The sequence below is a fragment of the Micromonospora sp. DT229 genome, from assembly GCF_049844505.1.
GTDB lineage: Bacteria > Actinomycetota > Actinomycetes > Mycobacteriales > Micromonosporaceae > Micromonospora.
In genome coordinates, this window is the sequence record NZ_JBNCLD010000002.1 from 195739 (window position 1) to 219668 (window position 23930).

Consider the following 23930-nt stretch of genomic DNA (forward strand, 5'->3'; position numbering starts at 1 on the left):
CTTGCTCCGGTGATCAAGAGGTTTTGGTCGAGATCCGGGCTGAGGAAGACCAAAACCTCTTGATCAACTCGGCGGCGGCGGCGGGGGTGGGGAGGGTGGGGTGGGGAGGAGGGTTTCGTGGACGGTGTGCCAGACCTGGTCGTTGATGGCGACCAGGAGGCCGTGCTCGGTGTCGGCGGGGTGGTAGTCCGTACCGTCGAAGCGGCGGGCCACCCCGCCTGCGGCCCGCACCAGCAGGGTGCCCGGACCATGATCCCAGGGCAGAGTGCGCCAGAAGATGACGAACTGCTGGGCCCCGGTCAGCAGGTCCAGATACTCCCGGCCGGCGCAGTGCTGACCCGGCAGCAGTTCGCCTACCCGTGCACCACCGGCCTCGACCGTCCGCCGCGAGGACGGCGGCAGGAACCTGGTCATCGCCGCACCCCGCAGGCTGCCCAGCGACGGCGCCTCCGTCGGCAGACGTAACGGGCGACCGTCCAGGTGGACCCCGGTCTCCAGCCAACCCGTCGCCAGGGTCTCCGCCAGCGGATCGAAGATCCAACCGGCCACCGGCTCACCGCCGGAGAGCAGCGAGATCATCAGCGCGAAGGGGCGTTGACCGGCCGCGAAGTTGGCCGTGCCGTCGATCGGGTCGACGAGCCACACGTCCCCTGAGGACCGCAGATGGCGCAGCAGGCTGGGGTCCTCCGCCACCGCCTCCTCGCCTACCACCAGCGAGTTCGGCCGTAGCCGGCGCAGCCCGGCGGTGATCGCCTCCTCGGCCCGACGGTCAGCGACCGTGACCAGCTCACCGGGTGCCTTCTCGATCACGTCGGCGGCGTCGAGATGACGGAACGACGGCAGTACGATCCGGTCGGCGGTCTCCCGCAGCAATCCGGCGACGTCGTCGAGCAGGGTGTCAGCCACGCGGCGGCAGTTTCACCACACTGACGAAGAACTCGTCGATCTGTCGGACCACCGAGATGAACCGCTCGAAGTCCACCGGCTTCGTGACGTACGCGTTCGCGTGCAGCTGGTAGCTACGCAGGATGTCCTCGTCGGCCTGGGAGGTGGTCAGCACGACCACCGGGATCCGGCGGAACTGCTCGTCGTTCTTGATCTCCTCCAGCACCTCCCGGCCGTCCCGGCGGGGCAGGTTCAGGTCGAGCAGGATCAGATCCGGCAGCACCGCGTCGGCGTACTGGCCCTCGCGGCGCAGGTAGGCCAGCGCCTCGGCACCGTCGGAGACGACATTGAGCCGGTTACGCAGCTTGTGCTCCTCGAACGCCTCCCGCGTCATCAGCACGTCGCCCGGGTCGTCCTCGACGAGCAGCACCTCGATCGGGCTGTTGCCGTCCGCTGGCGCGGTCATCTCACCGCCTCCTTCATCCCACCTGTGTCACCGCTGCCCGACCCGGCATCCCCGCCGGCGAACTCCTGCGAGCCGCCCTGGCGGGCCACCCCGGTCCGCTGCGCCCCGGTGGCCTGGTCGTTCGCCTCGGTCACCGAATCCGGGTCAGCGTCCGCGCCGACCGTACCCGTACCCTCGGGTTGCTCGCCTGCGTCGCGGCCTTCCACGTCCGAATCCGCCGTGCCGGCCGGCTGGTCGGTGCGGGCCGCCGCCACATCCTCCGCCCGGGCGGGCAGGGTGAAACGGATGGCCGTGCCCTCGGGTACGTCGGTGTCCACCCAGACCCGACCCCCGTGATACTCCACGATCTTCTTGACGATGGCCAGCCCGATGCCCGTCCCGGGATAGGCGTCCTTGGCATGCAGCCGCTGGAAGATCACGAAGATCTTGTCCGCGAACTCCGGCTCGATCCCGATGCCGTTGTCCTGGCAGCTGATCTCCCACTCCTCGCCGACCAGGCGGGCTGAGATGTGCACCTTCGGCGGCACCTCGGGTCGACGGAACTTGACCGAGTTGCTGACCAGATTCACCAGCAGATTGGTCAGCAGGGGCTCCTCGCCCCGGATCACCGGCAGATTGTCCCAGGTCAGCTCGGCGTCGGCGTACTGCCGGGCCGGCTCGGTCTGGGCGGCGACCTCGGCCATCAGGTTGTTCAGGTTGACGTCGGTGAAACCGGCGGTGAGACGACCGATCCGGGAGAAGGCCAGCAGATCGTTGATCAGCCGCTGCATCCGCTGCGCCCCGTCCACCGCGAAGGCGATGTACTGGTCGGCCCGCTCGTCGAGGCGGCCCGCGTACCGGCGTTGCAGCAACTGGCAGAAGCTGGCCACCTTGCGCAGCGGCTCCTGGAGGTCGTGCGAGGCGACGTAGGCGAACTGCTCCAGGTCACGGTTGGACCGGGTCAACTCCTCGGCCTGCTTCTGCAACTGGGTGTTGACCCACTCGATCCGCTCCCGCGCCTCGCGTACCTCGGCGAGGTCCGCCGCGATCCGCTGGCGCATGGCGTCCACGTCCGCACCGAGTCGTTGGAACTCCGGCGGCCCACCACCGGCGATCCGACGGGTGTAGTCGCCGGTGACGACCTCCCTGACCTGCCCGGCCAGGGCGGTCAACGGTCGCAGCACCATCCGGTCCAGCGCCAGCAGCAGGGCGATACCCGCCAGGGCCACCACGAGGGCGGCGACGATGAGCAGGATGACCAGGAGATTGCCGGTCTGCTCCACGTTGCGGGCGGTGGCCTCCCGGGCGGTGAGGATCTCCTCCTGGAGCGCGGCGACCGAGCCCCGTACCTCGTCGAAACGTTGCCGGGTCTCGTCGGTCAGCAGTGCCTGGCCGGCTTCGATGCCGCTGGTCCTGGTGGTCTCGATCACCGGCTGGGCGACGGCGCGTCGCCACTCGTCCGCCTGCTGCTCCACCGCCTGCAGATCCGCCACGATCTCGGGGTACTTGGCGGACAACTGCCGGATCTCCTGCGCGGTGGCCCGTTCCTGGGCCAGGCCCTGCTCGTACGGGGCCAGGTCCTCAGGATCCGCCGTCACCGCGTACCCGCGTACCGCAGTCTCCTGGTCCAGCAGCGCGTTGAGCATCTCCTGGCCCTGCACCCGCAGCGGGCCGACCTCCATCAACAGCACGTCGGTGTACTCGCGGTTCTTGGAGGCCACTACCGCCTCGGCCACCGCGACACTGAGCAGCAGCACCCCGACCACACCCAGCAGCGCCAGCACCCGCCGACGCAGCGTCCACCAGCTGACCCCTACGCTCACCGGCCACCGCCCCGGGTGACCAGCAGCATCGCCACGTCGTCGGCGAACGGGCCGCCGTTGAGCTGTTCAGCCCGCCCGACCAGCCAGGCCGGCAGTTCGGGCAGGGCGACGCGGCGGCCGTCCGGCTCCTGCAACAGTCGGGTCAGACCGGGCACGTCGAGACGTTCGTCGCCCTCGCCCACCCGGCCCTCGATCAGACCATCGGTGTACATCAGCAGAGACCAGTCCTCGGTGTCGAACTTCAGATCGAAGGCGACCGGGCGCCGTGGGCGTACCCCGAGCAGCAGGCCGCCCGGTGCCGGCACCGGGGCCACCCGCCCCCCGGAGAGCAGGACCGGCGGAGGATGACCGGCCAGCCGGACGATTCCCCGGTTGGCGTCGAGGTCCAGGCGCACCGTGGCGACCGTGGCGAAGATCTCCCGGAGTCGGCGCTCACTCATCAGCACCTGCTCCAGGGCGGGCAGCACCTCGTCGTCCGGCACCCCGGCCAGGATCAGGGCCCGCCAGGCCACCCGCAACTCGACCCCGAGCGCCGCCTCGTCCACCCCGTGCCCGCACACGTCACCGACGATCAGGTCGACCCGATCCGGACGGGTCTGCACAACGTCGAAGAAATCGCCACCGATCAGGGCGGCGTGTCGGCCGGGCCGATAGAAGGTGTGCACGGCGATCTTGTCGGTGGACATCAGTGGTTGGGGCAGCAGACCCCGCTCCAGCCGGGCCGACTCGGCCTGCCGCAGCTCCACCTCGCGCAGTCGGCGGGCGTTCTCGTCGGCGCGTTTACGCTCCACCGCATAGCGCAACGCCCGGGTCAGCAGCACCCCGTCGACCTGACCCTTGACCAGGTAGTCCTGGGCCCCCTCGGCGACCGCGACGATGCCCAGGTGCTCGTCGCTGCGGCCGGTCAGCACACAGACGGCCGCGCTGCCGGACATCTCCAACACCTGCCGCAGGCCGTCCAGCCCCTGAGCGTCCGGCAGGCCAAGATCCAGCAGTACGCAGTCCACCCCGGTCATCCGCCGACGGGCCTCGCGCAGACTGGTGGCGACCACCAGGTCGATTCCGGAGTTCGTCTCGGCCAGCAGCTCACCGACCAGGAAGGCGTCGCCCTCGTCGTCCTCGACCAGCAGCACCCGCAGCCGCTCCCCCGGCGGGAGGTTGGGATTTCCACCCAGGCCACCTCGCGGGTACGGCCACGACACGACGGAGGGACCGGTCGTGCCGGTCCCCCGGTGTGCCCGGGCCACCGCCGTGACCGGCGGGAGTTCGCTGGTGATGTCGGGCTCCTTCCGAGTGCCCCGCTGATCCTGTATTAGACAACGTTCGCACACAACACGACGGAGCGCCCTGGCGTGGCATAGAGGATGATGTGCACCCCCAGGTCCCACCCCCGAGGAGCCGTCCGTGGGCGCACCCCCCAGCCCCGCTGCCGATCGTGCCCTGTCCCGACCACGTCGCCGCGGCCTGGCCGCGTTGGCGGCCCTGGTCGCCCTGGCCGCCGTCGGCACCCTGGCCCTGCTCGACATCCGCCCCCCGACACCCCGGCCCACGGACGCACCGGCCGAGGAGTTCAGCGCCGGTCGGGCGTACGCCCATGTGGCTGTCGTCGCCGGTAGGCCGCATGTCGCCGGCAGCCCGGCCAACGACGAGGTCCGCGCCTACCTGGAGGCCGAACTCCGCAAGCTGGGCCTGACCCCGGAAGTACAGGACACCGTCGCCGAGGAGGCCGGTCAGCTCAGCGGAGCCGCCGCCGGTGCCACCCTGGCCCGGGTCCGCAACGTGGTGGCCCGGCTGCCCGGCACCGACCCGACCGGCACGGTGTTCCTGGTCGCCCACTACGACGCCGTGCAGACCGGGCCCGGCGGCAACGACAACGGGGCCGGGGTGGCCGCCATCCTGGAGGTGGCCCGCGCGCTGACCAACGGGTCGGCCCTGCGCAACGAGGTCGTGTTCGTGCTCACCGACGCGGAGGAGGCCTGCCTGTGCGGAGCCTCCGCCTTCGCCGCCGACCATCCCCTGGCCGCCGACAAGGGGGTGGTGCTCAACCTGGAGGCGCGGGGGCGCACCGGGCCGGTGATCATGTTCGAGACCTCGCCGCGGAACGCCGCGCTGGTCGAGGTCTTCGGTCGGGCCGCGCCGCATCCCGTCGGCACCTCCTTCGCCGTGGAGGTATACCGCGCCCTACCCAACGACACCGACTTCACCGCCTTCCTCGACCACGGGTTCGTCGGGCTGAACTCTGCCTATCTGGACGGGGGCGCGATCTACCACACCCCGCTGGACACCCCCGCATCGATGGACCGCGCCAGCCTCCAGCACCACGGCGCCAACACCCTCGCCCTGGCCCGCGAATTCGGCCGGATCGACCTGACCGATCTGGACGCCGGACACGACGCCACCTACTTCCCGATCCCCGGCGGCCTGGCCCGCTACCCCGGGCCGCTGGTGCTGCCGCTCGCCCTGCTGGCCCTGGCCGGGGTGATCGTGCTGGCCTGGCTGGCTCGGCGTCGAGGTCGGGTCACCGGGGGCCGACTGGCAGCCGGGTTCGGGCTGGCTCTGGTGCCGATCGTCCTAGCCCCGCTGGGCGCGCAGTTGCTCTGGGCCGCGATCACCGCCATCCGGCCCGGCTACGCGATGCTGCTCGACCCGTACCGGCCGACCTGGTACCGACTGGCGGTGCTGGCGCTGGCCGCCGCCGTGCTGTTCACCTGGTACGCCCTGGCCCGTCGACGGGTCGGTCCCGCCGCGCTGGCCATCGGTGGACTGGGCTGGCTGGCGCTGCTCGGCGTACTGCTGGCGGTGCTGGTGCCCGGTGGGGCGTACCTGGCGACCCTGCCCGCCCTGGCCGGTGCTCTCGCCGGGCTGGTCGCGGTGGCCGTCCGCATCGACGGCCCGGTACCGGTGATCGCGGTGACCCTGGCCGGCGCGGTCGCCGTGGTCGTCCTGCTGCCCGTGGTGGTGCTGCTCTTCCCGGCGCTGGGCATGACCATGGGGGGTGTCGCGGCACTGTTCGCGGTACTGCTCGGCCTCGCCGCCCTGCCGGTGGTGGACCTGCTGCACCCCGAGGCCGGCGGTCAGCGGGGCCTGGTGGCCCTGCGGGCCCGGCGGCTCGGCGCGCTGCCCGCCGGGGCCGCCACCCTGGCCGCGGTCGTGCTCGCCGGGGTCGGGCTGGCCGTCGACCGGTTCGACGCCGCGCACCCCACACCCACCCACCTGATGTACGCCCTCGACGCCGACACCGGACAGGCCCGCTGGCTCAGCCGCGAATCCGACCCACAACCCTGGACCGCGCAGTACGTCGAGGGGCCGGTCTCCATCGCGGACGACTTCCCCGGCCTGGCCCACACCGACCTGCTGGGCGGCCCGGCGCAGGCGGCCCCGCTGCCCGCACCCCGGCTGGAGGTACTGGCCGACACCAGCACGGCCGGGCAGCGCACCCTGCGCCTGCGGCTGACCCCCCAACGACAGGTACGGCTGGCCACCCTGCACGTGGACACCTCGACGGCCACGGTCCGCAGCGCCCAGGTGGCCGGCCGACCGGTGCCGATCGAGACACGCGAGGGCCGGTGGGGCTTCGGGGTGGTCTTCCACGCCCCACCCCCGGAGGGCATCGAGATCACCCTGACCATCGAACCCAGGGCGGCACAGGTAGCGCTACGCGCCCAAGACGTCAGCGACGGCCTGGACCAGCTCCCCGGATTCCGCCCCCGCCCGCCGCACGTAGGCGTAGTCGGCTCCCACACCTCCGAAATGCTCGCCGTAGCCCGCACCTACCCCCTCTGAGCCCCTTCCCCTCCCCGCGATCTTGCACTTTTTGTCTCCGCAAAACGGGTATACCTCGCAGAAGAGCGACCAAAAGTGCAAGATCGGCGGGAGAGTCGGGCGGGGTGGGGTGGGGTGGGGTGGGTTACTTCCAGCGGAAGTGGACGAAGAGGCGGCCGAAGTTCTTGGAGTCCTTCTCGACGCGGTGGTAGAGCTGCTTGACGTCCTTCTGGTCGAGGAAGCGCAGCACCCGCTTCTTGAGCTGGCCGGAGCCCTTGCCGGGGATGATCTCGACGAGGGTGGCCTTCTTCGCGACCGCCTCGTCCATGATCCCGCGCAGCGCGCGGTCGATGTCGTGACCCTTGTTGAAGATCTCGTGCAGGTCCAGCTTCAGCTTCATGCCGCGTCCACCGTCCGGTCGGCTCCCATGTGCCCATGGTAGGCAGGGCGGTGATCGGGTCCGGACGCGCCGAAGGGGCAGCCCGGGTGGGCTGCCCCTTCGGCGGTTCCGATGTTCAGCGGGTGGTTGCCCCCAGCCGGGTCTCGACCCGGCGCAGGGCGGTCCGGTAGTCGTCGTTGGCGCCATGCATGGCCGCTGCGATGCGCAGGTGGCGCAGCGCGTCGAAGTGCCGGTTGAGCCGCTCCAGCGTCCGGCCCAGCACGTGGTGGGCGTAGTGGTCGCTGGGGTTGCGGTCGACCAGCTCCCGCAGGTGCTCCTCGGCGCGACCGAGCTGAGCGGACTGGAAGTACGCCCGAGCCAGCAGTTGCCGTACGGCGGCGTTGTCCGGCTCGGCCTCGATGATCGGTTCGAGCAGCCGGGCCGCCCCGGTGGGGTCGCCCGACTCGAAGAACAGGGTCGCCCGTCGGTACTCGGCCAGAAGATCCATCTTGACCACCTCTCCCGTCGCAGCGCTGTTCTGACGCTCGCACAACAACGGCCGGACCGCGACTGTTCCCGCACTCTTGTCCCGCCCCGCGCAGGCAGCGGTGTTAAGCAGGGGCCCTTCCTCTACACGAGGCGTTAATAAGGTGCCCTTCCTTTCACCGGGGCTTAAGGTCCCAGGCGCGAACCCCGCCGACTATGCCGGCGCTGTTGGGTACCACGACGACGTCGTCGCCCATCCGGGCGAGTTGTTCCGGGCGGATCAGTCGGGAGTTGCCGCCGCCGAGGTAGAGCCGGTCCCAGCGGAACACCGGGCGCAGCCCCTCCACCACCTGGCGGATCCGTCGGGACCAGAAGGCGTCGCCCAGCCGCCGGCGTTCCGGCTCGCCGACGTAGGTGTCGTAGGTGGTGCCCCAGCGCACCGGGGCGTGCGACAGCTCCAGGTGCGGGGCGAGCACCCCGCCGTCGAACAGCGCGCTGCCCAGCCCGGTGCCCAGGGTCAGCACCAGCTCGCAGCCGGTGCCGGCGACCACCCCGGCACCGTGCACCTCGGCGTCGTTGAGCACCAGTGTCGGCAGCCCGAAGGCGCCGGCCAGGGCGCTGCGGGCGTCGTACCCGGACCATTCGGCGAGCAGCGTCGGGTCGACCCGGGTACGCGGGCCGGAGCGGGTCACGTAGTGCGGGGTGGCCACGACCACGCCGTGCCGGATCATGCCCGGCATCCCGACCGTCACCCGGTCCGCCGAGGGCAGCCGGGCGCCCAGGTCCAGCAGGGTCTTGACGAACAGTTCCGGGGGCAGGGGGTACGGCGTGGGTACCCGCAGCGGTTGCGCCCGCATGGTGCCCGCGCCGTCCAGGACGGATGCCTTGATCCCACCGCCACCGCAGTCGATCGCCAGAGTGGTCTGCACGACCTGAGTCTGCCTCGTGCCGCCGGCCGGCACGAGGGACCAAGAGCACGAGGGACCAAGGGGTGGTTAATCCGCAGACCGTTGACCGTGCCACGGGTAGGCTCGGCTGCTTGTGAGCGCCACACTGATCGTCAAGGACCTGGCCGCCGGCCACGGGGACCGGACCCTGTTCACCGGGTTGGACCTGGTGGTGGCCCCGGGGGACGTGATCGGCCTGGTCGGGCCGAACGGGGCGGGCAAGTCGACCCTGCTGCGTACCCTCGCCGGGTTGTCGCCGGTGGAGGGCGGCAGCGTCACGGTGAGCCCGCCCGGCGCGAGCATCGGACACCTGCCCCAGGAGCCGGAGCGACGACCTGGTGAGACGGTACGGGCCTTCCTGGCCCGGCGTACCGGGGTGACCGGCGCGCAGGCCGCCCTCGACGCGGCGACCGAGGCCCTGACCGTCGGTCGGCCAGGCGCGGACGACGCCTACGCCGACGCCCTGGAACGCTGGCTCGGACTGGGCGGGGCGGATCTGGACGAGCGGGCCGAGGAGGTGGCCGCCGAGTTGGGCCTCGGCGTCGACCTCGATCAGGAGATGACCGGCCTCTCCGGTGGGCAGGCGGCCCGCGCCGGACTGGCCTCACTGCTGCTCAGCCGATACGACGTGTTCCTGCTCGACGAGCCCACCAACGACCTGGACCTGGCCGGGTTGGACCGGTTGGAGCGGTTCGTCACCGGGTTGCGGGCCGGCACGGTGCTGGTCAGCCACGACCGGGAGTTCCTGTCCCGGACGGTGACCCGGGTGCTGGAGTTGGACCTGCATCAGCAGCAGGTGAACCAGTTCGGCGGCGGGTACGGGGCGTACCTGGAGGAGCGGGAGGTGGCGCGCCGCCAGGCACGCGCCGAGTTCGAGGAGTACGCCGACACTCTGACGAATCTGGAAGCGCGGGCCCGGACCCAGCGGTCGTGGATGGACAAGGGGGTCCGTAACGCCCGGCGCAAGGCCACCGACAACGACAAGATCGGCCGGAAGTTCCGCTCCGAGGCCAGCGAGAAGCAGGCCGCCAAGGCCCGGCAGACGGAGCGGCTGATCGAACGGCTGGACGTGGTCGAGGAGCCCCGCAAGGAGTGGGAGCTGCGGATGGAGATCGCCGCCGCGCCCCGCGCCGGCGCCGTGGTGGCCACCCTCCGCGACGCCGTGGTACGCCGGGGCGAGTTCACCCTGGGCCCGGTGAACCTCCAGATCGACTGGGCCGACCGGGTCGCGGTGACCGGGGCGAACGGGTCCGGCAAGTCGACCCTGCTGGGCGCCCTGCTCGGCCGGCTGCCGCTGGCCGCCGGGCAGGCCGCCCTGGGACCGGGGGTGGTGGTCGGCGAGGTGGACCAGGCCCGAGGGCTGTTCCTCGGGGACGTGCCACTGCTGGACGCCTTCCGGGCGGCCGTACCGGATCTGTCCCCCGCCGATGCCCGGACCCTGCTGGCCAAGTTCGGGCTGCGGGCCCAGCATGTGTTGCGTCCGGCCGCCACCTTGTCTCCCGGCGAGCGGACCCGGGCCGCGTTGGCGTTGTTGCAGGGGCGCGGGGTCAACCTGCTGGTGCTGGACGAGCCGACCAACCATCTGGATCTTCCGGCCATCGAGCAGTTGGAGTCGGCCCTGGACAGCTACCCGGGCACCTTGCTGCTGGTGACCCACGATCGGCGGATGCTCGACGCGGTGCGCCTGGACCGCCGACTGGAGGTGACCGCGGGCCGGATCGTGGAGTCCTGACCCGAGGCCAGAGGCTTTTTCTGGAACAACCGACGCATACCGGGCAGCTATCCGGGTAACGGGCCGCCGGAGGTGGCCTGGATGGTGGCACTGGCACGCACTGCGCCCTCGGGCGAGCGGCTACGGGCGGTGGACGAGTTCCTCACCGAGGCGTGGACGGACCAGGTCCGGCACGACGATCGGCTGCACCCGCTACGAGTCGACGTCCGCTTCGACCGGGGCGTCGCCCACCTGAGCGGGGAGGTGGACGACCCGGCCCAACTACGGCTGGTACGCGACCGGGTGGGCCGCCTGGCCGGAGTCTTCGGCATCTGGTGCCGGGTACGGGTGGGCGGGCGCGACCCGGTGGTGGTGGACCTGGGGTGCGGGGCCACCAAGCAGTGGCCCGGCAATCTGGGATTGGACATCTTCCCGGCGCCCGGAGTGGATGCGGTGGCCGACCTGTCGGGTTCCCTCCCGCTGGCCGACGACTCCGTGGACGTGCTGTTCGCGGTGCACATCCTGGAGCACCTGATCGATTTTCTGCCGCTGCTGGACGAGTGCCACCGGGTGCTCCGCCCCGGCGGGGTCCTGCATGTGATGAGTCCCTGGTGGGGGCATGTGAACGCGGTCGCCGACCCCACCCATGTGCGGCTGCTGGACGTACAGACGATCAAAGGGGTCTGCGTGATGCGCCCGCCGGGCACCCCCCGGTGGTATCCGCTGCACGCCGGCACCGACGGCGCTTCCATCTTCGCGGACCTGACCCCCCTCGGGCCCGACGATCCCGCCCCCTCCCCCGCCCATCTGGCCCGCTTCTTCGACTAGGTCCGCAGCGCCGCCACCTGGTGGCCGAATCCCCGGGAGCCTGAGCTCCCGGGGATTCGTCTGTTTCAGCACCGGTCATCAATATTTCCCGCGAGTAACACCGAGCCGCCAAAGTATTGATCGACACTGATGGCACCGGTGACTCGCCGGTAACCCCCACCGCCCCCACCCCCAGCGGAGGTTCCCCCAGTGCCCAGACGACTCGCCACCCTCCTCGCCTCGGGCGTATTTGCGCTGCTCACCGTGGTCTCCGCCGCCTCCCCGGCGGCCGCCGCCGTGACCCCGGCACAGAAGCTGTCCGTGCTGTCCAGTTGGACGCAGACCAGCGCCAGCAGCTACAACGCCTGGAACTCGGCCCGGCAGAACCGCGCCGCCTGGGCGGAGTACAAGTTCGACTGGTCCACCGACTACTGCTCGTCCAGCCCGGACAACCCCCTCGGATTCAAGTTCTCCAACGCCTGCTTCCGGCACGACTTCGGCTACCGCAACTACAAGGCGGTCGGCCAGTTCAGCGCCAACAAGTCCCGCCTGGACAGCGCCTTCTACGAGGACCTGAAGCGGGTCTGCGCCACCTACAACTCCGTCGTCCGCCCGGCCTGCACCAGCCTCGCCTGGACCTACTACCAGGCCGTTTCCGTCTTCGGCTCGGTCGCCGCGGTGTCGCAGGCCGACATCGACCGGGCCGCCCGGATGAAGGCCGAAGCCGAGCGATACGCCCGATCCTGACCACCGCAGCCCACTGCGGGCCCGGCCGACCACGATCGCCGGGCCCGCGGTGGGGGTGCCCGCAGCGGAGGGCCCGCGAACAGGTCAGTCGGCGGTGGCAGCGGACTGACAGGGCCCGCTACGGCAGTCCTCGGCCGCGAACCAGTCCGAGTCGGCCGCCAGGTCGGGATGTTCGACACCGAGCGCCAGCGCCACCGCCTCGTCCAGACCCAACTCGGCGCCTTCGCCGTACGCCTCGTCGAAGGCGGTGTCGCCGAGGATCCGCCGCAGCGCGGCCTGCTGTTGCATCCAGTAGGCGTCGTAGATCCCGGGGGTGGACCGCAGGGTCGCCCGGGTCACCTGCGCCGCGCCGAACAGCCGGGCCGCGGTCAGCGGCGCACCCCCCACGGCACACCGTACGGCGATGGCGTTCAGGGTGTCGCAGGCACGGCCGTGGAAGCCGTGGTGCATCCGGGACCGCAGCGCCGCCAGCAGGTGCTCGTGCGCCGCCACCAGGTCACCTCGGGCCAAGGCGACCATGCCGAGCAGCATGTCCACCGAGCGGCGCCCCCGCTCGACCGGCCGGGCCGCCTCGACCGGCCGGGCCGCGCCGAGCAGCTCCGCCGCCTCGTCCAGCTCGCCCCGCAGCCACAGCAGCTCGGCCAGCCGGAACACGGCGAACAAGGCCTCGGAGTCCACCCCCTGCTCGTGCGCCCAGTCGATGACCTCCCGACAGATCCGCTCCGCCTCGGCGAACTGTCCCAGGTCGACCAGCGGCGCCGCCCGACCGGCGAGCACCCGGGCCAGCAGGCCGACATCACCGGCCTGCCGGGCAGCGGCCTCCGCCCGCTGTGAGTACCGCAGTTCCTCGGCGTACTCGCCATCGGCGCCGGCATGCAGCGAATGCAGGTGGTACGCCGCCGCCAGCTCTCCTTCCGGGACCACCTCGCCGGTCTCCGCGAGTCGGCCGTACAGGCGGAACAGCCAGAGTCGGCCCTCCCGCGCCAGCCCCCGCTCGCGCCACCACTGTTCCAGGCCGCCGGCCAACCGCAGCCCGATCCGGGCGCTGCCCCCGGTGGCGCACCACCGCAGGGCGGCCCGCACCTCCCCGGCCAGGGGATCCAGCGCGTACAGCGACAGGGTCACCGGTTCCCCGTCCGGGCCGAGATGGGCCTGTTCGAGGGCGTGCGCGGACCACGCCACATGGCGGTTGCGGGCGTCCCGCTCCTCCCCGGCCTCGGCCAGCCGCCGGGCCGCGTACGCCCGGATGGGATCCAGCATCCGGTAGGTGTAACCCGAAGCGTGCGGCTCGGCCAGGACCAGGGACTTGTCCACCAGCACCGAGAGGGGGTCCAGTGGATCGTCGCCGAGCAGCCACTCCACCGTCTCCAGATCGACCGGACCGGCGAACACCGCCAACCAGCGCAGCAGCCGCGCGGCCCGCGGGCCCAGGGTCCGGTACGACCAGGTGACGGTGGCCTGCATGGTCAGGTGCCGTTCGGCCGCCGTACGCACCGACAGCTCCGGCTGCTCGTCGCCGGTCGACCCGACCGGCGACTGCGGGCGGTCGGCGGCCGGGGACTGGGGTGGGTCGTCCCGACCGGCGTCCAGGGTGCCGAGCACGTCGTCCAGTCGTTCGGCGAGCTGCCCGACCGAGAGCACCCGCAGCCGCGCAGCGGCCAGCTCTATGGCCAGGGGCAGGCCGTCCAACCGCCGTACCACCCGACGCAGGTCGGCGGACTCGGCCGGATCGGGCTTTCGACCGCCCCGGGCCGCCGCCGTACGGTCCAGCAGCAACGCGACCGCGTCGCTCTCGGAACCGTCCGCGGGCGGGTCGACCGACAGCGGCGGAATCCGCCACACCAGCTCGCCGGGCAGGGCCAGGGGTTCCCGGGTGGTGGCCAGCACCCGCACCCCACTGCCACCGGCCAGCAGCCGGGTGACCGCTTCCGCGCAGGCGGACGGCTGGGCGTCGCAGGTGTCCAGCACGATCAGCATCCGGCGGTTGGCGGCGTACTCCACCAGGGTGTCGATCATCGGACGTCCTGGCTCGGGACGCAGCCCGAGCACCGCGGCGATCGCGAAGGCCACCAACCCCGAGTCGGTGACCGAGGCGATGTCGACGAACCAGACCCCGTCCGGGTACTCCTCGACCAGGTCGGTGGCGACCTCCACAGCCAGCCGGGTCTTGCCGCCGCCACCGGCACCCAGCACGGTGACCAGCCGATGCCGCACGACAAGCTCGCGGAGGTCGGCGCGCTCAGCCTGCCGACCGACGAAGGAGGTGACCTGGACGGGCAGGTTGTGGGCTTCGGCGTCGGCGGTACGCGGCCGGGGGAACTGCCGCTCCAGTCCGGGCGCGACGAGTTGGAAGAGGCGTTCCCGGTCGTCGAACCCCCGCAACCGGTGCAGCCCGAGGTCCAGCAGGGAGGCGCCGGTCGGCAACGGGTCGGCGTGCCGGGCGGTCGCCGCCGAGCAGAGCACCTGTCCACCGTGCGCGGCGGCGGCCACTCGCGCGGCCCGGTGCACCTCCGGGCTGGCGTACTCACCGTCGCGTGGCTCGGCCCAACCGGTGTGCAGGCCCATCCGCACCCGGGGCGCCGACTCCGGGGTCGGCCACTCGTGCTCCCGGAGGGCACGTTGGGCGGTCAGGCAGGCGGTGATGGCCGCACTGGCGTCGTCGAAGGCCAGGAAGAAGGAGTCGCCCTCGGTCAGCAGCTCCGCCCCCTCGGTGGCGGCGATCGTCCGGCGCAGCAGCCGACGATGCTCGGCCAGCACCGGTCGGTAGCCCGGGCCGAGCAGCTGCGCCAGCCGGGTGGAGCCCTCGATGTCGGTGAAGACGAAAGTCACCCAGCCGGCCGGGAGGTGCATCCTTGACGACACCCGCGCGACACCTCCCCCTGGCCTCGACCCATACTCCACGAAGCCGAATCGTCACGCATCGCGAGAACGGCCGGTCGAGGCTCCGCCCCAAGGTGCCATCAGACCCGGCATCCGGGCAAGACGGCCATCAGCCTTTCCCGCAGAACGGCCTAACAGCCGCAGCCACCGCCGCAACATCCACCCCCGGGTGCCGGAGCAGCACCGGTGGCACCGGCGCCGCGGCCGGTGACCGCGACAGTGGAGAGCAGCTTGACTGTGTCGGAGTGCCCCTGCGGGCAGGACGCCGGCTCACCGGCCCGGGCCATCGGACGGTTGACCTCGAAGGTGTCGCCGCAAGCGCGGCAACGGAACTCGTACCGGGGCATGGCATCAGGGTACGGCCGAACCTGGCACCCACGAAAACATGGGTGATACTCGACAGGTGGCAGACGGCGACCAGAACACCCCCCACCGCCCCCTACGGTCGGCCACTCCGCGTGCCGACTCCGATGTCGCGCCGGAGGGCCGGATCAGCAGGCTGCCCCGACCTCGCCGACCCTGGCTGCGCTCCACCGAGCCGACCGGGAAGTCCCGGCCGACGCCCAAGGACGATCCCGCACCCCAGGCCATCGGCGAACGCCCCCCGACCGAGCCGTCGGCCGGAACCGGCAAGTCCGGCGGCGACACCCCAACGCCCGGCAAGACCGAGACCCCGAGCGACACCCCAACGCCCGGCAAGACCGACTCCGCGAGCGACACCCCAGCGACCGGCAAGACCGAGGAGGCCACGGCTCCGGCGGCGTCCACGCCGGACTCGACGGCACTGGTCGCCCGACGCCGCCGGACGCGCTTCGCGCACGCCGTACGGGTGCCGGGTCCTCGGGCGGCAGCTCGGGCTGCCCGGGAGTGGTCGAAGCGGCCGAGTGGGCGGCTCACCCTGCCCGGGGTGTTCCTCCTGGCGCTGGTGGCCGCGACCGCCACGGCCGGCGCGATGCTGGTACCGGCGACCATCGGCGGGCCTTCGCCGGTCGCCGCCACCGACGGACCCGGGGCGGCCGACGCGCCCCCCTCGTCCGAGGTGGCGCCCCCGCCCGGTGCCCTTCCGCCCCTCGCCACCCTGCCCCCCGGCATGACACCGCCGAACGCGCCGGGCACCGCCGCGCCGCCCGGTGCCGTGCCGGTCGGTGGGCGGCCCTCCGACGCGCTCGCCGGTTGGGCCCGGGAGGTCGGCGCCAAGGTCGGCATCGATCCGGTCGCAATGCAGGCGTACGGCTACGCCGAGATGGTCCTCGCCGAGACCAACCGCAGTTGCGGACTGAGCTGGACGACCCTGGCCGCGATCGGCTTCGTCGAATCACGGCACGGGCAGGCCAACAACGCCCGCCTGGGAGCGGACGGTCGGGCCATCCCGGAGATCATCGGCCTGCCGCTGGACGGGCAGGGCGGCCGGATGCGGATCGCCGACACCGACCGCGGTGCACTGGACGGGGACACCACCTACGACCGGGCGATCGGACCGATGCAGTTCATCCCGACCACCTGGCAGGAGGTGGGCGCGGATGCCGACAACGACGGACGCAAGGACCCGCACAACATCCATGACGCCGCGCTGGCCGCCGGGGTCTACCTGTGCCGGGGCAATCGCAACCTGACGATTCCCGGGGACTGGTGGAACGCCATCCTGTCGTACAACAACGTCCGGCCATACGCCCAAGATGTCTTCAACACCGCCAACCGGTACGGACAGGCCAGCCGCACTTAAATTGATCGTTTCCACACATTGGAGAACTGGACACTTCCCCCAGGCTGCACTTGACGGCAAGCTAGACGGGTGATGGTGCGCGAGTGGGACCCCAGGAACGCGTCGTCCGCTGAGATCGCATCGCTGCTGGAGACGCTCAACGCGATCTTGGCGACCGATCTCCCGCAGGATCCGCCATGGCGTGAGACCTGTCTACGGGAGTATCTCGCCGAAGTGATGCCGGGCGAGCGGCGAATTTCCTGGGTGGCTCAGGCCGAGCCGGCCGCAGACGGCACCCCCGGGCCGATCCTGGGGCATGTGCACGTACTGCTGCTCGGCAGCATCGGCGTGCTCGAAGTGCTGGTGCACCCCTCCGTGCGGCGCCGCGGGATCGGCCGGGACCTGGTGCTACGCGCCGCCCGTCGGGTCTACCAGGAGGGCTTCGAGTCGATCGGGGTGGAGGTCGTCGGCGGCACCCCGGCGATCGCCTTCTACGAGTCCTTGGGCTTCGCCCGGGAGTACGTCGAGACCCGCAGCGTGCTCGACCTGAACGAGGTCGACTGGGCCGAGTTGGCGCAGATGTCCACCGGCCTCGGGACGGGCTACCACGTCCAGTTCCACCCGGGCGGGCCACCGGACGAACTGATCGAGGCGTACGCGCGGGCCAAGGCCGAGATCCGGGACGTCGAGGACGGCGAGCTGCGGCCGAGTTCGTACGACCCCCAGCGACTGCGCGACAGCCTGGACTGCCTGCACCGACGCGGCATGAAGCCGTACATCGTGCTCGCTCTGCACGAGCAGACCGGGGAGGTGGCCGGGTTGACCGAGGTGGTGGTGCCGGCCCAGCACCCCACCCGCGCCGACCAGTACGACACCATCGTGGTGCAGGATCACCAGGGCTACGGCATCGACCGGGCGATCAAGGCTCGGATGCTGCTGGAGTTGCGCTCGGCCGAGCCGCAACTGGAGGAGGTCCAGACCTGGAACGCCCAGGCCAACGAGGCGATGCTCAAGGTCAACGCCGAGCTGGGCTACCGGCCGGACCGCGAGTGGTGTGAGTACAGCGTGGACGTCGCCGAACTGGTGCACCGCCTGGACCCCACCCGCTGAGCCCGGGTCAGTAGTCCCAGGCTGCCGGGTTCGGTGGCGGTGGCACGTTGCGGTACTTCGCCACCCGTACCTCCCACTGGCTGCGCCGTCGCCGGGCCTCCCGATCGAATCGGCAGCGATGAAAGGTCTCCGGCGGCCGGGCCAGCCCGTAGATGTCCGCCCACCACTCACCCGGCTCCGGATCGAGAATGGTGTTCAGGTGCGCCGGGTAACGACGGTCCGCGCCGTCGCGCGTGTCGTCCCACACCTCCATCGGGAGCACGACCCGCCCCTCCTGGTCGACGGCCACCAGGTAGAGCCCGGCTGAGCCGAGTAGCCGTTCCAGCACCCCAGGCTGGGCGTCAGGGTCCCGGCCTCGACCCGCGCGACGGTCGACGGGGATAACTAGCCCTCCGGCCACCTCTCAGTCGGCCCCTTTGCTCTGCTTCAACCCACGCACAGGTTCAGGCCCGGATCTGGTGCGTGGAGTGAAGCAGAGCAAAGGGGCCGGAGTAGGTGAGGTCGGCGGGGCCGGACAGGCGGGCGGACGGCGGGGACCGGCGGCTCGACGGGGGGTCAGTAGCGCTGGCGGAGCAGTTCGGCGGCCTCGACGGCCCAGTAGGTGAGGATGATCTGCGCGCCCGCGCGCCGGATCGAGGTCAGGGTCTCCAGCATCACCTGCTCGCGGTCGATCCAGCCGTTCGCGGCGGCCGCCTCGACCATCGCGTACTCCCCGGAGACCTGGTAGGCGGCGACCGGCACCTGCACCGCGGCCCGGACCGCCGAGACCACGTCGAGGTAGGGCAGGGCCGGCTTGACCATCACCATGTCGGCGCCCTCGGCCACGTCCAGCTCGACCTCACGCAGCGACTCGCGCAGGTTGGCCGGATCCTGCTGGTAGGTGCGCCGGTCCCCGTCCAGCGACGACTCGACCGCCTCCCGGAACGGGCCGTAGAACGCGGAGGCGTACTTGGCCGCGTAGGCCAGGACCGCCACGTCGGTGTACCCGGCCGCGTCCAGCGCCCGGCGTACCGCGCCCACCTGGCCGTCCATCATCCCGGAGGGCCCGACCACCGACACCCCGGCGGCGGCCTGGGCGACCGCCATCTCGGCGTACGCGGCGAGGGTGGCGTCGTTGTCCACCGAGCCGTCGGGGGTGAGCACCCCACAGTGCCCGTGCGAGGTGAACTCGTCCAGGCACAGGTCGCTCATCACCACGGTCGCGTCGCCGACCTCGGAGACCACGTCCCGGATGGCCACGTTGAGGATGCCGTTGGGGTCGATGCCGCCGGCCCCGCACTCGTCACGCGCCGCCGGCACCCCGAAGAGCATGATCCCGCCGACCCCGGCCTGCACCGCCTCCGCCGCGGCCTTGCGCAGGGAGTCCCGGGTGTGCTGAAGCACACCCGGCAGCGAGCCGATCGGGCGGGGCTCGGTCAGCCCCTCCTTGACGAACATCGGTACGACCAGCTCGGCCGGGGCGGGACGGGTCTCGGCGACCAGCCGCCGCACGGCTGCGTTACGACGCAGCCGGCGGGGCCGGTGCTCGGGGTACGGCATGGTGGGTCTCCTAGCGGCTACCGGAACCTCAGCGCGGTCGGCCCCTGGACCTTCGAGCCACGGCGCTGCTTCGCCGGCATCGCGGCGAGCTTCTCCCGCAGTTCGACGGCGTAGCCGGCGAGCGCCTCCACCAGGTCGGGTACGGAGGCGTGCGGCGGCTGGACGTCGACCCGCAGGCCGAACTCCGTGGCGGTCTCCGCGGTCTTGGGCCCGATCACTGCGACAACGGTACGCGCGTGCGGCTTGCCGGCGATACCGACAAGATTGCGCACTGTCGAGCTTGACGTGAAGAGAACGGCGTCGAACCCACCGGATTTGATGGCGTCCCGGATCTCGGCGGGCGGCGGGGCGGCCCGGACCGTACGGTAGGCGGTCACGTCGTCGACCTCCCAGCCGCGCTCGGTGAGCCCGGCGGCGAGGGTCTCGGTGGCGATGTCGGCGCGGGGCAGCAGCACCCGGCCGACCGGGTCGAGCACCTCGTCGTGCGGCGAGAACTCGGCCAGCAGCCCCTCGGAGGACTGCTCCCCGGTGGGGATCAGTTCCGGCTGGATGCCGAAGGCGCGGACCGCCTCGGCGGTAGCCTCACCGATGCAGGCGATCTTCACGCCGCCGAAGTGCCGGGCGTCGAGGCCGTGCTCGGCGAACTTCTCCCAGACCGCGCGTACCGCGTTGACCGAAGTGAAGATCACCCAGGCGTACCGGCCGTCGACCAGGCCCTTGACCGCCCGCTCCATCTGGGCCGGGGTACGCGGCGGCTCCACCGCGATGGTCGGCACCTCGCACGGGATGGCACCGTAGGCGCGCAGCCGGGCACTCATCACCCCGGCCTGCTCCTTGGTCCGGGGAACCAGCACCTTCCAGCCGTACAGCGGGCGATTCTCCCACCAGCTGAGCTTGTCCCGCTGGGTGACCCCGTCGCCCACGGTCAACACCACCCGGCCGGTGAAGCCGAGTGCCGCCGCGACGAACGAGTCGACCGTCGAGGTGGTGGTGTACTGGGTCTCCCCGGTGCCGTCACCGGTGACTCCGACCGCGGTGGTGCCGTCCACCCCGGCGGCCAGCAGCCCGTCCCGGATCGCGGCCAGGTCACCGGCGTCCACGGCGAGCGCCAGCGAGCCACGCTGCACCGCCGAGGCCAGCGCGTCGAAGTCCAGGGTGCTGACGTCCTCCACGTCGGCGGTGGTGCGTACGCCGGGCAGGGGCACCCCGGCGTAGGTGGACACCCCCTCGGCCTGGCTGACCCCGGGCACCACCTCGAAGTGGGCGGCGGTACGCGCCACCGCCTGCACCTCCTTGACCACCGAGTCGTGGCCGAAGGGGTCGCCGGCCACGAGATGCACCGCGTTCTGCCCGGCGCGGGCGGCCGAGATGAGCACCTTCGCCACGTCACCCGGCACCCCTTCGGCCGGGGTGAACTCGGTCTCGGCCTTGGCCTCGGCCCGGACCACGTCGAGCAACGACTCGGGGACTCCCCGGTCGTACACCACCTGATCGGCGTCGACCAGGGCGTCGTGCGCCCGGCGGGTCAGCAGGCCCGGGTCGCCGGGTCCAGCCCCGACGAACGCGATACGGCCTACGGGCTTACGGGTGCGGGTCATTCTGTGCTCCCAAATTGCTGGTTCCCCGGGCCGTTGTGTCCTTGCGGGCCGAGGATCGAGTCGGCGCCGAGGTCGAGGAGTTCGGTGGCGAGTGCCTTACCGATCTCCGTAGCTTCGGCGAGCGTTCCGGTGCGGGACAGCCGGATGTCGCGGACGCCGTCCGGGCTGATCACCGCCCCGCGCAGGTAGATCTCCTGGACAACATCACCGTCGTCACCGGAGCCGGTGGGCTCACCTTCGGCGACGACGGCGTAGGCGGCGACCGGGGCGGAGCACCCGGCCTCCAGGGTGGCCAGCATCGCCCGCTCCGCAGTGACAGCGGCGCGTGACGGTGCGTGGTCAAGCGTACCTAGCAGTTCGAGCATCTCCGGGTCGTCGACACGGCACTCCACCGCCAGCGCACCCTGGGCGGGAGCCGGCAGCATCAGCATCGGGTCGAGGGTCTCGCTGATGACGTCGAGCCGGCCGATTCGGGCCAGCCCTGCCCGAGCCAGGACGACCGCGTCCAGGTCGGTCTCCGGGCCGAGCACCCGAGCCAGCCGGGTGTCGATGTTGCCGCGAATGGGGATGACCGACAGTTGCATGCCCAGGGCGTGCAACTGGGCGATCCGGCGCAGCGCCCCGGTGCCGACCTGCGCCCCGGAGGCGAGTTCGGCCAGCGTCTTCCCGTCGCGGGCGACGAGCGCGTCACGCGGGTCCTCGCGCGGGGGCACCGCCGCGATGTGCAGGTCGGCCGGCATCGCGGTCGGCAGGTCCTTGTACGAGTGGACCGCGAAGTCGATCTCTCCGGCGACCAGCGCGTCGCGCAGCGCGGAGACGAACACCCCGACCCCGAGGCGGTGCACCGGCGCGGTGGACCGGTCACCAGCGGTGATCACCTCGACCAGTTCCACCGGGCGTCCGGTGCGGGCGGTCAGGGCCTCGGCGACGTGCCCGGACTGGGCCATCGCCAGCTTGCTGCCCCGGGTGCCGAGACGCAGCGGGTCACTGGGTTGCCGCCGGCTCATCGTTCACCTCCGTTGGTTGGGGTGATGTCGGGGACCGTGTCCACCGGGGAGGTCTGTGGTACTTCCAGGTCGAACAGTTCGCGCAGCAGGGCGGCGTACTGGTCACCGCCGGGCTCGGCGGCGAGCTGGCGGACCCGTACGGTCGGCTGGTGCAACAGCCGCTGCACCACCCGGTGCACCGTGCGGGCCACCTCGGCGCGTTGGTCGTCGGTGAGGTCGGAACGGCGCTGGGCCAGGCGGCGCAGTTCGGCGCTGATCACGTCCTCGGCCCGGCCACGCAGGGCGGCCACGGTGGGTGCCACGTCCGCGCCACGCAGCCAGGTCAGGAAGGATTCGACCTCACCGGCCACGATCCGTTCGACCGCGGCCGCGTCCGTGGCGACCGGGCCGTCGGCGAGCAGCGCGCCCATCCGGTCGATGTCGATCACCTCGACGCCGGGCAGCTCGGCCACCCCGGGCCCGACGTCCCGGGGTACGGCCAGGTCCAGCAGGACCAGGGGCCCGCGTCCGGGGGCCCGACCAGCCACCGCACCGGCGACGATCTCCCGGGTGAGGACCGGCTCCGTGGCCGCGGTGGCGGCCACTACGATGTCCACTGTGGAAAGCGTGTCGGCCAGCTCGGCCATCGGTCGCGCGGTGGCGCCGTACGACTCGGCCAGCCGTACCGCCCGCTCGGCGCTGCGGTTGGTCACGGTCAACGGGCCGGCAGCGAGCCGGGACAGCGTCGCCACCCCCAGCGAGCCCATCGCCCCCGCGCCGACGATGAGCGCGGGTCGACCGGCGAGTTCGTCGCCGAGATGACCGGCGGCCAGCCCCAAGGCGGCGGTGACCACGCTCTGCCCGGCCCGGTCGATGCCGGTCTCGGAGTGGGCCCGCTTGCCCACCCGCAGGGCCTGCTGCATCAGCTCGTGCAGCAGCCGACCGGCGGTGTCCGCGTTGGTGGCGCCGTGATAGGCGTCCCGGAGCTGACCGAGGATCTGCGCCTCGCCGATCACCATCGAGTCCAACCCGGCGGCGACCCGGAAGACGTGGTCGACCGCGGCGGAGTCGAAGTGCACGTAGAGGTGGGTGGCCAGCGCGGACGGCTGGCAGTCGGCCTGTTCGGCCAGAACGGCGCAGATGTCACCGAGGCCACCGTGGAAACCGGACACCGCCGCGTAGACCTCCACCCGGTTGCAGGTGGAGACCAGCACGGCCTCGCTGACGTACGGCTGGGCGACCAGGCGGCCCAGGATGCGGGTGAGATCCCCCGGGGCGACCGCGAGCCGCTCCAGGGTGTCGACCGGTGCGGTGCGGTAGGAGGCACCCACGACGAGAAGCTTCACGTTCCGATCGCCTCCTGGCCCTCAGTGACCGCGAGACCACCGGGCAGGGCGGTCAGGGCGGATCCCCCCGTGCGGGGCAGACCGGTCAAGGACGCCTTGCGGTGCTCGTGGAACGACAGAATCTGCAACTCGATGGCGAGGTCGACCTTGCGTACGTCGACCCCGTCCGGCACCGAGAGTACGCAGGGTGCGAAGTTCAGGATGCTCGTCACGCCGACGGCGACGAGTTGGTCGGCGACCCGCTGGGCGGCCGACGCGGGGGTGGCGATGACGCCGATCGCTATCGACTCCTCGGCCGCCACCCGGGGCAGTTCCTCGATGTGCCGGACGATCATCCCGTGGATCTCCTCGCCGACCCGGGCCGGATCGGCGTCGAACAGGGCGGCGATCCGGAAACCACGACTGGCGAAGCCGTCGTAGCCGGCCAGGGCGTGACCGAGATTACCCACCCCGACCAGGGCGACCGCCCGACGTTGAGTGAGCCCGAGCACGTACTCGATCTGCTCGATCAGCAGGGCCACGTCGTAGCCGACCCCACGGGTGCCGTACGAGCCCAGGTGGGACAGGTCCTTGCGGAGCTTGGCGGAGTTGACCCCGGCGGCGTTGGCGAGCCCTTCACTGGAAACCGTCTCATTACCGGTTTCAGTCAGGTTGTGCAGGGCACGAAGGTACTCGGGGAGCCGTGCCACCGTCGCCTCGGGAAGATCCGGAAGCGCCGGTACGGCACCGGCGCGGCCGGGCGCGCCAGGGTGACGGTGCTGACTCATGAGACTCCGT

General features: G+C 71.7%; 21 protein-coding genes. 6 read left to right on the forward strand and 15 right to left on the reverse strand.

Features of this window, described 5'->3' with window-relative positions; all coding sequences use genetic code 11:
• Positions 1-63: 63 nt before the first annotated feature.
• From ACLQ2T_RS03680 to ACLQ2T_RS03695, 4 genes are read right to left on the reverse strand one after another with little or no spacing between them, the layout of a single operon-like run.
• Positions 64-906: an inositol monophosphatase family protein gene (locus ACLQ2T_RS03680; RefSeq protein WP_425764549.1), complete on the reverse strand. Its 843-nt coding sequence runs from the start codon at positions 904-906 to the stop codon at positions 64-66.
• Positions 899-1351 (reverse strand): response regulator, encoded by a 453-nt coding sequence (locus ACLQ2T_RS03685; RefSeq protein WP_013736029.1) that lies wholly within the window; start codon positions 1349-1351, stop codon positions 899-901. Before ACLQ2T_RS03685 ends, ACLQ2T_RS03680 begins: the two co-directional genes overlap by 8 nt.
• The gene (locus ACLQ2T_RS03690; RefSeq protein ID WP_425764550.1) at positions 1348-3153 is read right to left on the reverse strand and encodes a sensor histidine kinase; all 1806 of its coding nucleotides are present in this window, start codon (positions 3151-3153) and stop codon (positions 1348-1350) included. Before ACLQ2T_RS03690 ends, ACLQ2T_RS03685 begins: the two co-directional genes overlap by 4 nt.
• Positions 3150-4355 carry a PP2C family protein-serine/threonine phosphatase gene (locus ACLQ2T_RS03695; RefSeq protein WP_425764551.1) on the reverse strand — a complete coding sequence of 402 codons (1206 nt, stop codon included), beginning with the start codon at positions 4353-4355 and terminating at the stop codon, positions 3150-3152. Before ACLQ2T_RS03695 ends, ACLQ2T_RS03690 begins: the two co-directional genes overlap by 4 nt.
• Before the next feature lie 202 nt (positions 4356-4557).
• On the opposite strand from ACLQ2T_RS03695, the gene ACLQ2T_RS03700 reads away from it, so the two are divergent.
• Entirely contained in the window at positions 4558-6936 is a 2379-nt protein-coding gene (locus ACLQ2T_RS03700; protein WP_425764552.1) for a M28 family peptidase, read from the forward strand.
• A gap of 124 nt (positions 6937-7060) precedes the next feature.
• Here the strand turns inward: ACLQ2T_RS03700 and ACLQ2T_RS03705 are convergent, their stop codons facing one another.
• The 3 genes from ACLQ2T_RS03705 to ACLQ2T_RS03715 all read right to left on the reverse strand — a co-directional run bounded on the left by ACLQ2T_RS03705 (position 7061) and on the right by ACLQ2T_RS03715 (position 8709).
• Positions 7061-7315 carry a Smr/MutS family protein gene (locus ACLQ2T_RS03705; RefSeq protein WP_030329768.1) on the reverse strand — a complete coding sequence of 85 codons (255 nt, stop codon included), beginning with the start codon at positions 7313-7315 and terminating at the stop codon, positions 7061-7063.
• A gap of 115 nt (positions 7316-7430) precedes the next feature.
• Positions 7431-7802, reverse strand: a complete 372-nt coding sequence (locus tag ACLQ2T_RS03710) for a tetratricopeptide repeat protein (protein WP_425764553.1) — start codon at positions 7800-7802, stop codon at positions 7431-7433.
• Between the two features lie 154 nt (positions 7803-7956).
• Entirely contained in the window at positions 7957-8709 is a 753-nt protein-coding gene (locus ACLQ2T_RS03715) for an ROK family protein (protein ID WP_425764554.1), read from the reverse strand.
• Between the two features lie 112 nt (positions 8710-8821).
• Between ACLQ2T_RS03715 and ACLQ2T_RS03720 the strand changes: the two genes are divergently transcribed.
• From ACLQ2T_RS03720 to ACLQ2T_RS03730, 3 genes are all read left to right on the forward strand, one after another.
• Positions 8822-10459, forward strand: coding sequence for an ABC-F family ATP-binding cassette domain-containing protein (locus ACLQ2T_RS03720; protein ID WP_425764555.1), 1638 nt, complete (start codon positions 8822-8824; stop codon positions 10457-10459).
• An 81-nt stretch (positions 10460-10540) separates the two neighbouring features.
• Complete coding sequence (locus ACLQ2T_RS03725; RefSeq protein ID WP_425764556.1) at positions 10541-11266, forward strand: methyltransferase domain-containing protein; 726 nt, start codon at positions 10541-10543, stop codon at positions 11264-11266.
• A 189-nt stretch (positions 11267-11455) separates the two neighbouring features.
• Complete coding sequence (locus ACLQ2T_RS03730) at positions 11456-11992, forward strand: phospholipase (protein WP_425764557.1); 537 nt, start codon at positions 11456-11458, stop codon at positions 11990-11992.
• Positions 11993-12076: 84 nt separating this feature from the next.
• On the opposite strand, the gene ACLQ2T_RS03735 is transcribed toward ACLQ2T_RS03730, so the two are convergent.
• Both ACLQ2T_RS03735 and ACLQ2T_RS03740 read right to left on the reverse strand, forming a co-directional pair.
• Positions 12077-14854, reverse strand: coding sequence for an ATP-binding protein (locus ACLQ2T_RS03735; protein ID WP_425764558.1), 2778 nt, complete (start codon positions 14852-14854; stop codon positions 12077-12079).
• Between the two features lie 149 nt (positions 14855-15003).
• Positions 15004-15219 (reverse strand): FmdB family zinc ribbon protein, encoded by a 216-nt coding sequence (locus ACLQ2T_RS03740; protein ID WP_425764559.1) that lies wholly within the window; start codon positions 15217-15219, stop codon positions 15004-15006.
• A 56-nt stretch (positions 15220-15275) separates the two neighbouring features.
• Here ACLQ2T_RS03740 and ACLQ2T_RS03745 point away from each other — a divergent pair, with 56 nt between their 5' ends.
• Positions 15276-16595: a lytic murein transglycosylase gene (locus tag ACLQ2T_RS03745; RefSeq protein WP_425764560.1), complete on the forward strand. Its 1320-nt coding sequence runs from the start codon at positions 15276-15278 to the stop codon at positions 16593-16595.
• A 72-nt stretch (positions 16596-16667) separates the two neighbouring features.
• Positions 16668-17684 (forward strand): GNAT family N-acetyltransferase, encoded by a 1017-nt coding sequence (locus ACLQ2T_RS03750; RefSeq protein ID WP_425764859.1) that lies wholly within the window; start codon positions 16668-16670, stop codon positions 17682-17684.
• 7 nt (positions 17685-17691) lie between these two features.
• On the opposite strand, the gene ACLQ2T_RS03755 is transcribed toward ACLQ2T_RS03750, so the two are convergent.
• The 6 genes from ACLQ2T_RS03755 to ACLQ2T_RS03780 form a co-directional block, all read right to left on the reverse strand.
• Positions 17692-18012, reverse strand: a complete 321-nt coding sequence (locus ACLQ2T_RS03755) for a hypothetical protein (protein ID WP_425764561.1) — start codon at positions 18010-18012, stop codon at positions 17692-17694.
• A 227-nt stretch (positions 18013-18239) separates the two neighbouring features.
• Complete coding sequence (gene hemB, locus ACLQ2T_RS03760) at positions 18240-19223, reverse strand: porphobilinogen synthase (RefSeq protein ID WP_425764562.1); 984 nt, start codon at positions 19221-19223, stop codon at positions 18240-18242.
• 17 nt (positions 19224-19240) lie between these two features.
• On the reverse strand, positions 19241-20821 hold the full coding sequence (locus ACLQ2T_RS03765; protein ID WP_425764563.1) for a uroporphyrinogen-III synthase: 1581 nt from the start codon (positions 20819-20821) through the stop codon (positions 19241-19243).
• Positions 20818-21828, reverse strand: coding sequence for a hydroxymethylbilane synthase (gene hemC / locus ACLQ2T_RS03770; protein WP_425764564.1), 1011 nt, complete (start codon positions 21826-21828; stop codon positions 20818-20820). Before hemC ends, ACLQ2T_RS03765 begins: the two co-directional genes overlap by 4 nt.
• Positions 21825-23153, reverse strand: a complete 1329-nt coding sequence (locus ACLQ2T_RS03775) for a glutamyl-tRNA reductase (RefSeq protein WP_425764565.1) — start codon at positions 23151-23153, stop codon at positions 21825-21827. Before ACLQ2T_RS03775 ends, hemC begins: the two co-directional genes overlap by 4 nt.
• Positions 23150-23920: a redox-sensing transcriptional repressor Rex gene (locus tag ACLQ2T_RS03780; protein ID WP_425764566.1), complete on the reverse strand. Its 771-nt coding sequence runs from the start codon at positions 23918-23920 to the stop codon at positions 23150-23152. The genes ACLQ2T_RS03775 and ACLQ2T_RS03780 overlap by 4 nt, the downstream gene beginning before the upstream one ends.
• Between the last annotated feature and the right edge of the window lie 10 nt (positions 23921-23930).

Coding starts and splice junctions, on each gene's coding strand:
- hemC (WP_425764564.1), bottom strand. CDS start 21,828: ATGAGCCGGCGGCAACCCAGTGACCCGCTGCGTCTCGGCACCCGGGGC.
- ACLQ2T_RS03765 (WP_425764563.1), bottom strand. CDS start 20,821: ATGACCCGCACCCGTAAGCCCGTAGGCCGTATCGCGTTCGTCGGGGCT.
- ACLQ2T_RS03725 (WP_425764556.1), top strand. CDS start 10,541: ATGGTGGCACTGGCACGCACTGCGCCCTCGGGCGAGCGGCTACGGGCG.
- ACLQ2T_RS03710 (WP_425764553.1), bottom strand. CDS start 7,802: ATGGATCTTCTGGCCGAGTACCGACGGGCGACCCTGTTCTTCGAGTCG.
- ACLQ2T_RS03685 (WP_013736029.1), bottom strand. CDS start 1,351: ATGACCGCGCCAGCGGACGGCAACAGCCCGATCGAGGTGCTGCTCGTC.
- ACLQ2T_RS03780 (WP_425764566.1), bottom strand. CDS start 23,920: ATGAGTCAGCACCGTCACCCTGGCGCGCCCGGCCGCGCCGGTGCCGTA.
- ACLQ2T_RS03750 (WP_425764859.1), top strand. CDS start 16,668: ATGGTGCGCGAGTGGGACCCCAGGAACGCGTCGTCCGCTGAGATCGCA.
- hemB (WP_425764562.1), bottom strand. CDS start 19,223: ATGCCGTACCCCGAGCACCGGCCCCGCCGGCTGCGTCGTAACGCAGCC.
- ACLQ2T_RS03705 (WP_030329768.1), bottom strand. CDS start 7,315: ATGAAGCTGAAGCTGGACCTGCACGAGATCTTCAACAAGGGTCACGAC.
- ACLQ2T_RS03740 (WP_425764559.1), bottom strand. CDS start 15,219: ATGCCCCGGTACGAGTTCCGTTGCCGCGCTTGCGGCGACACCTTCGAG.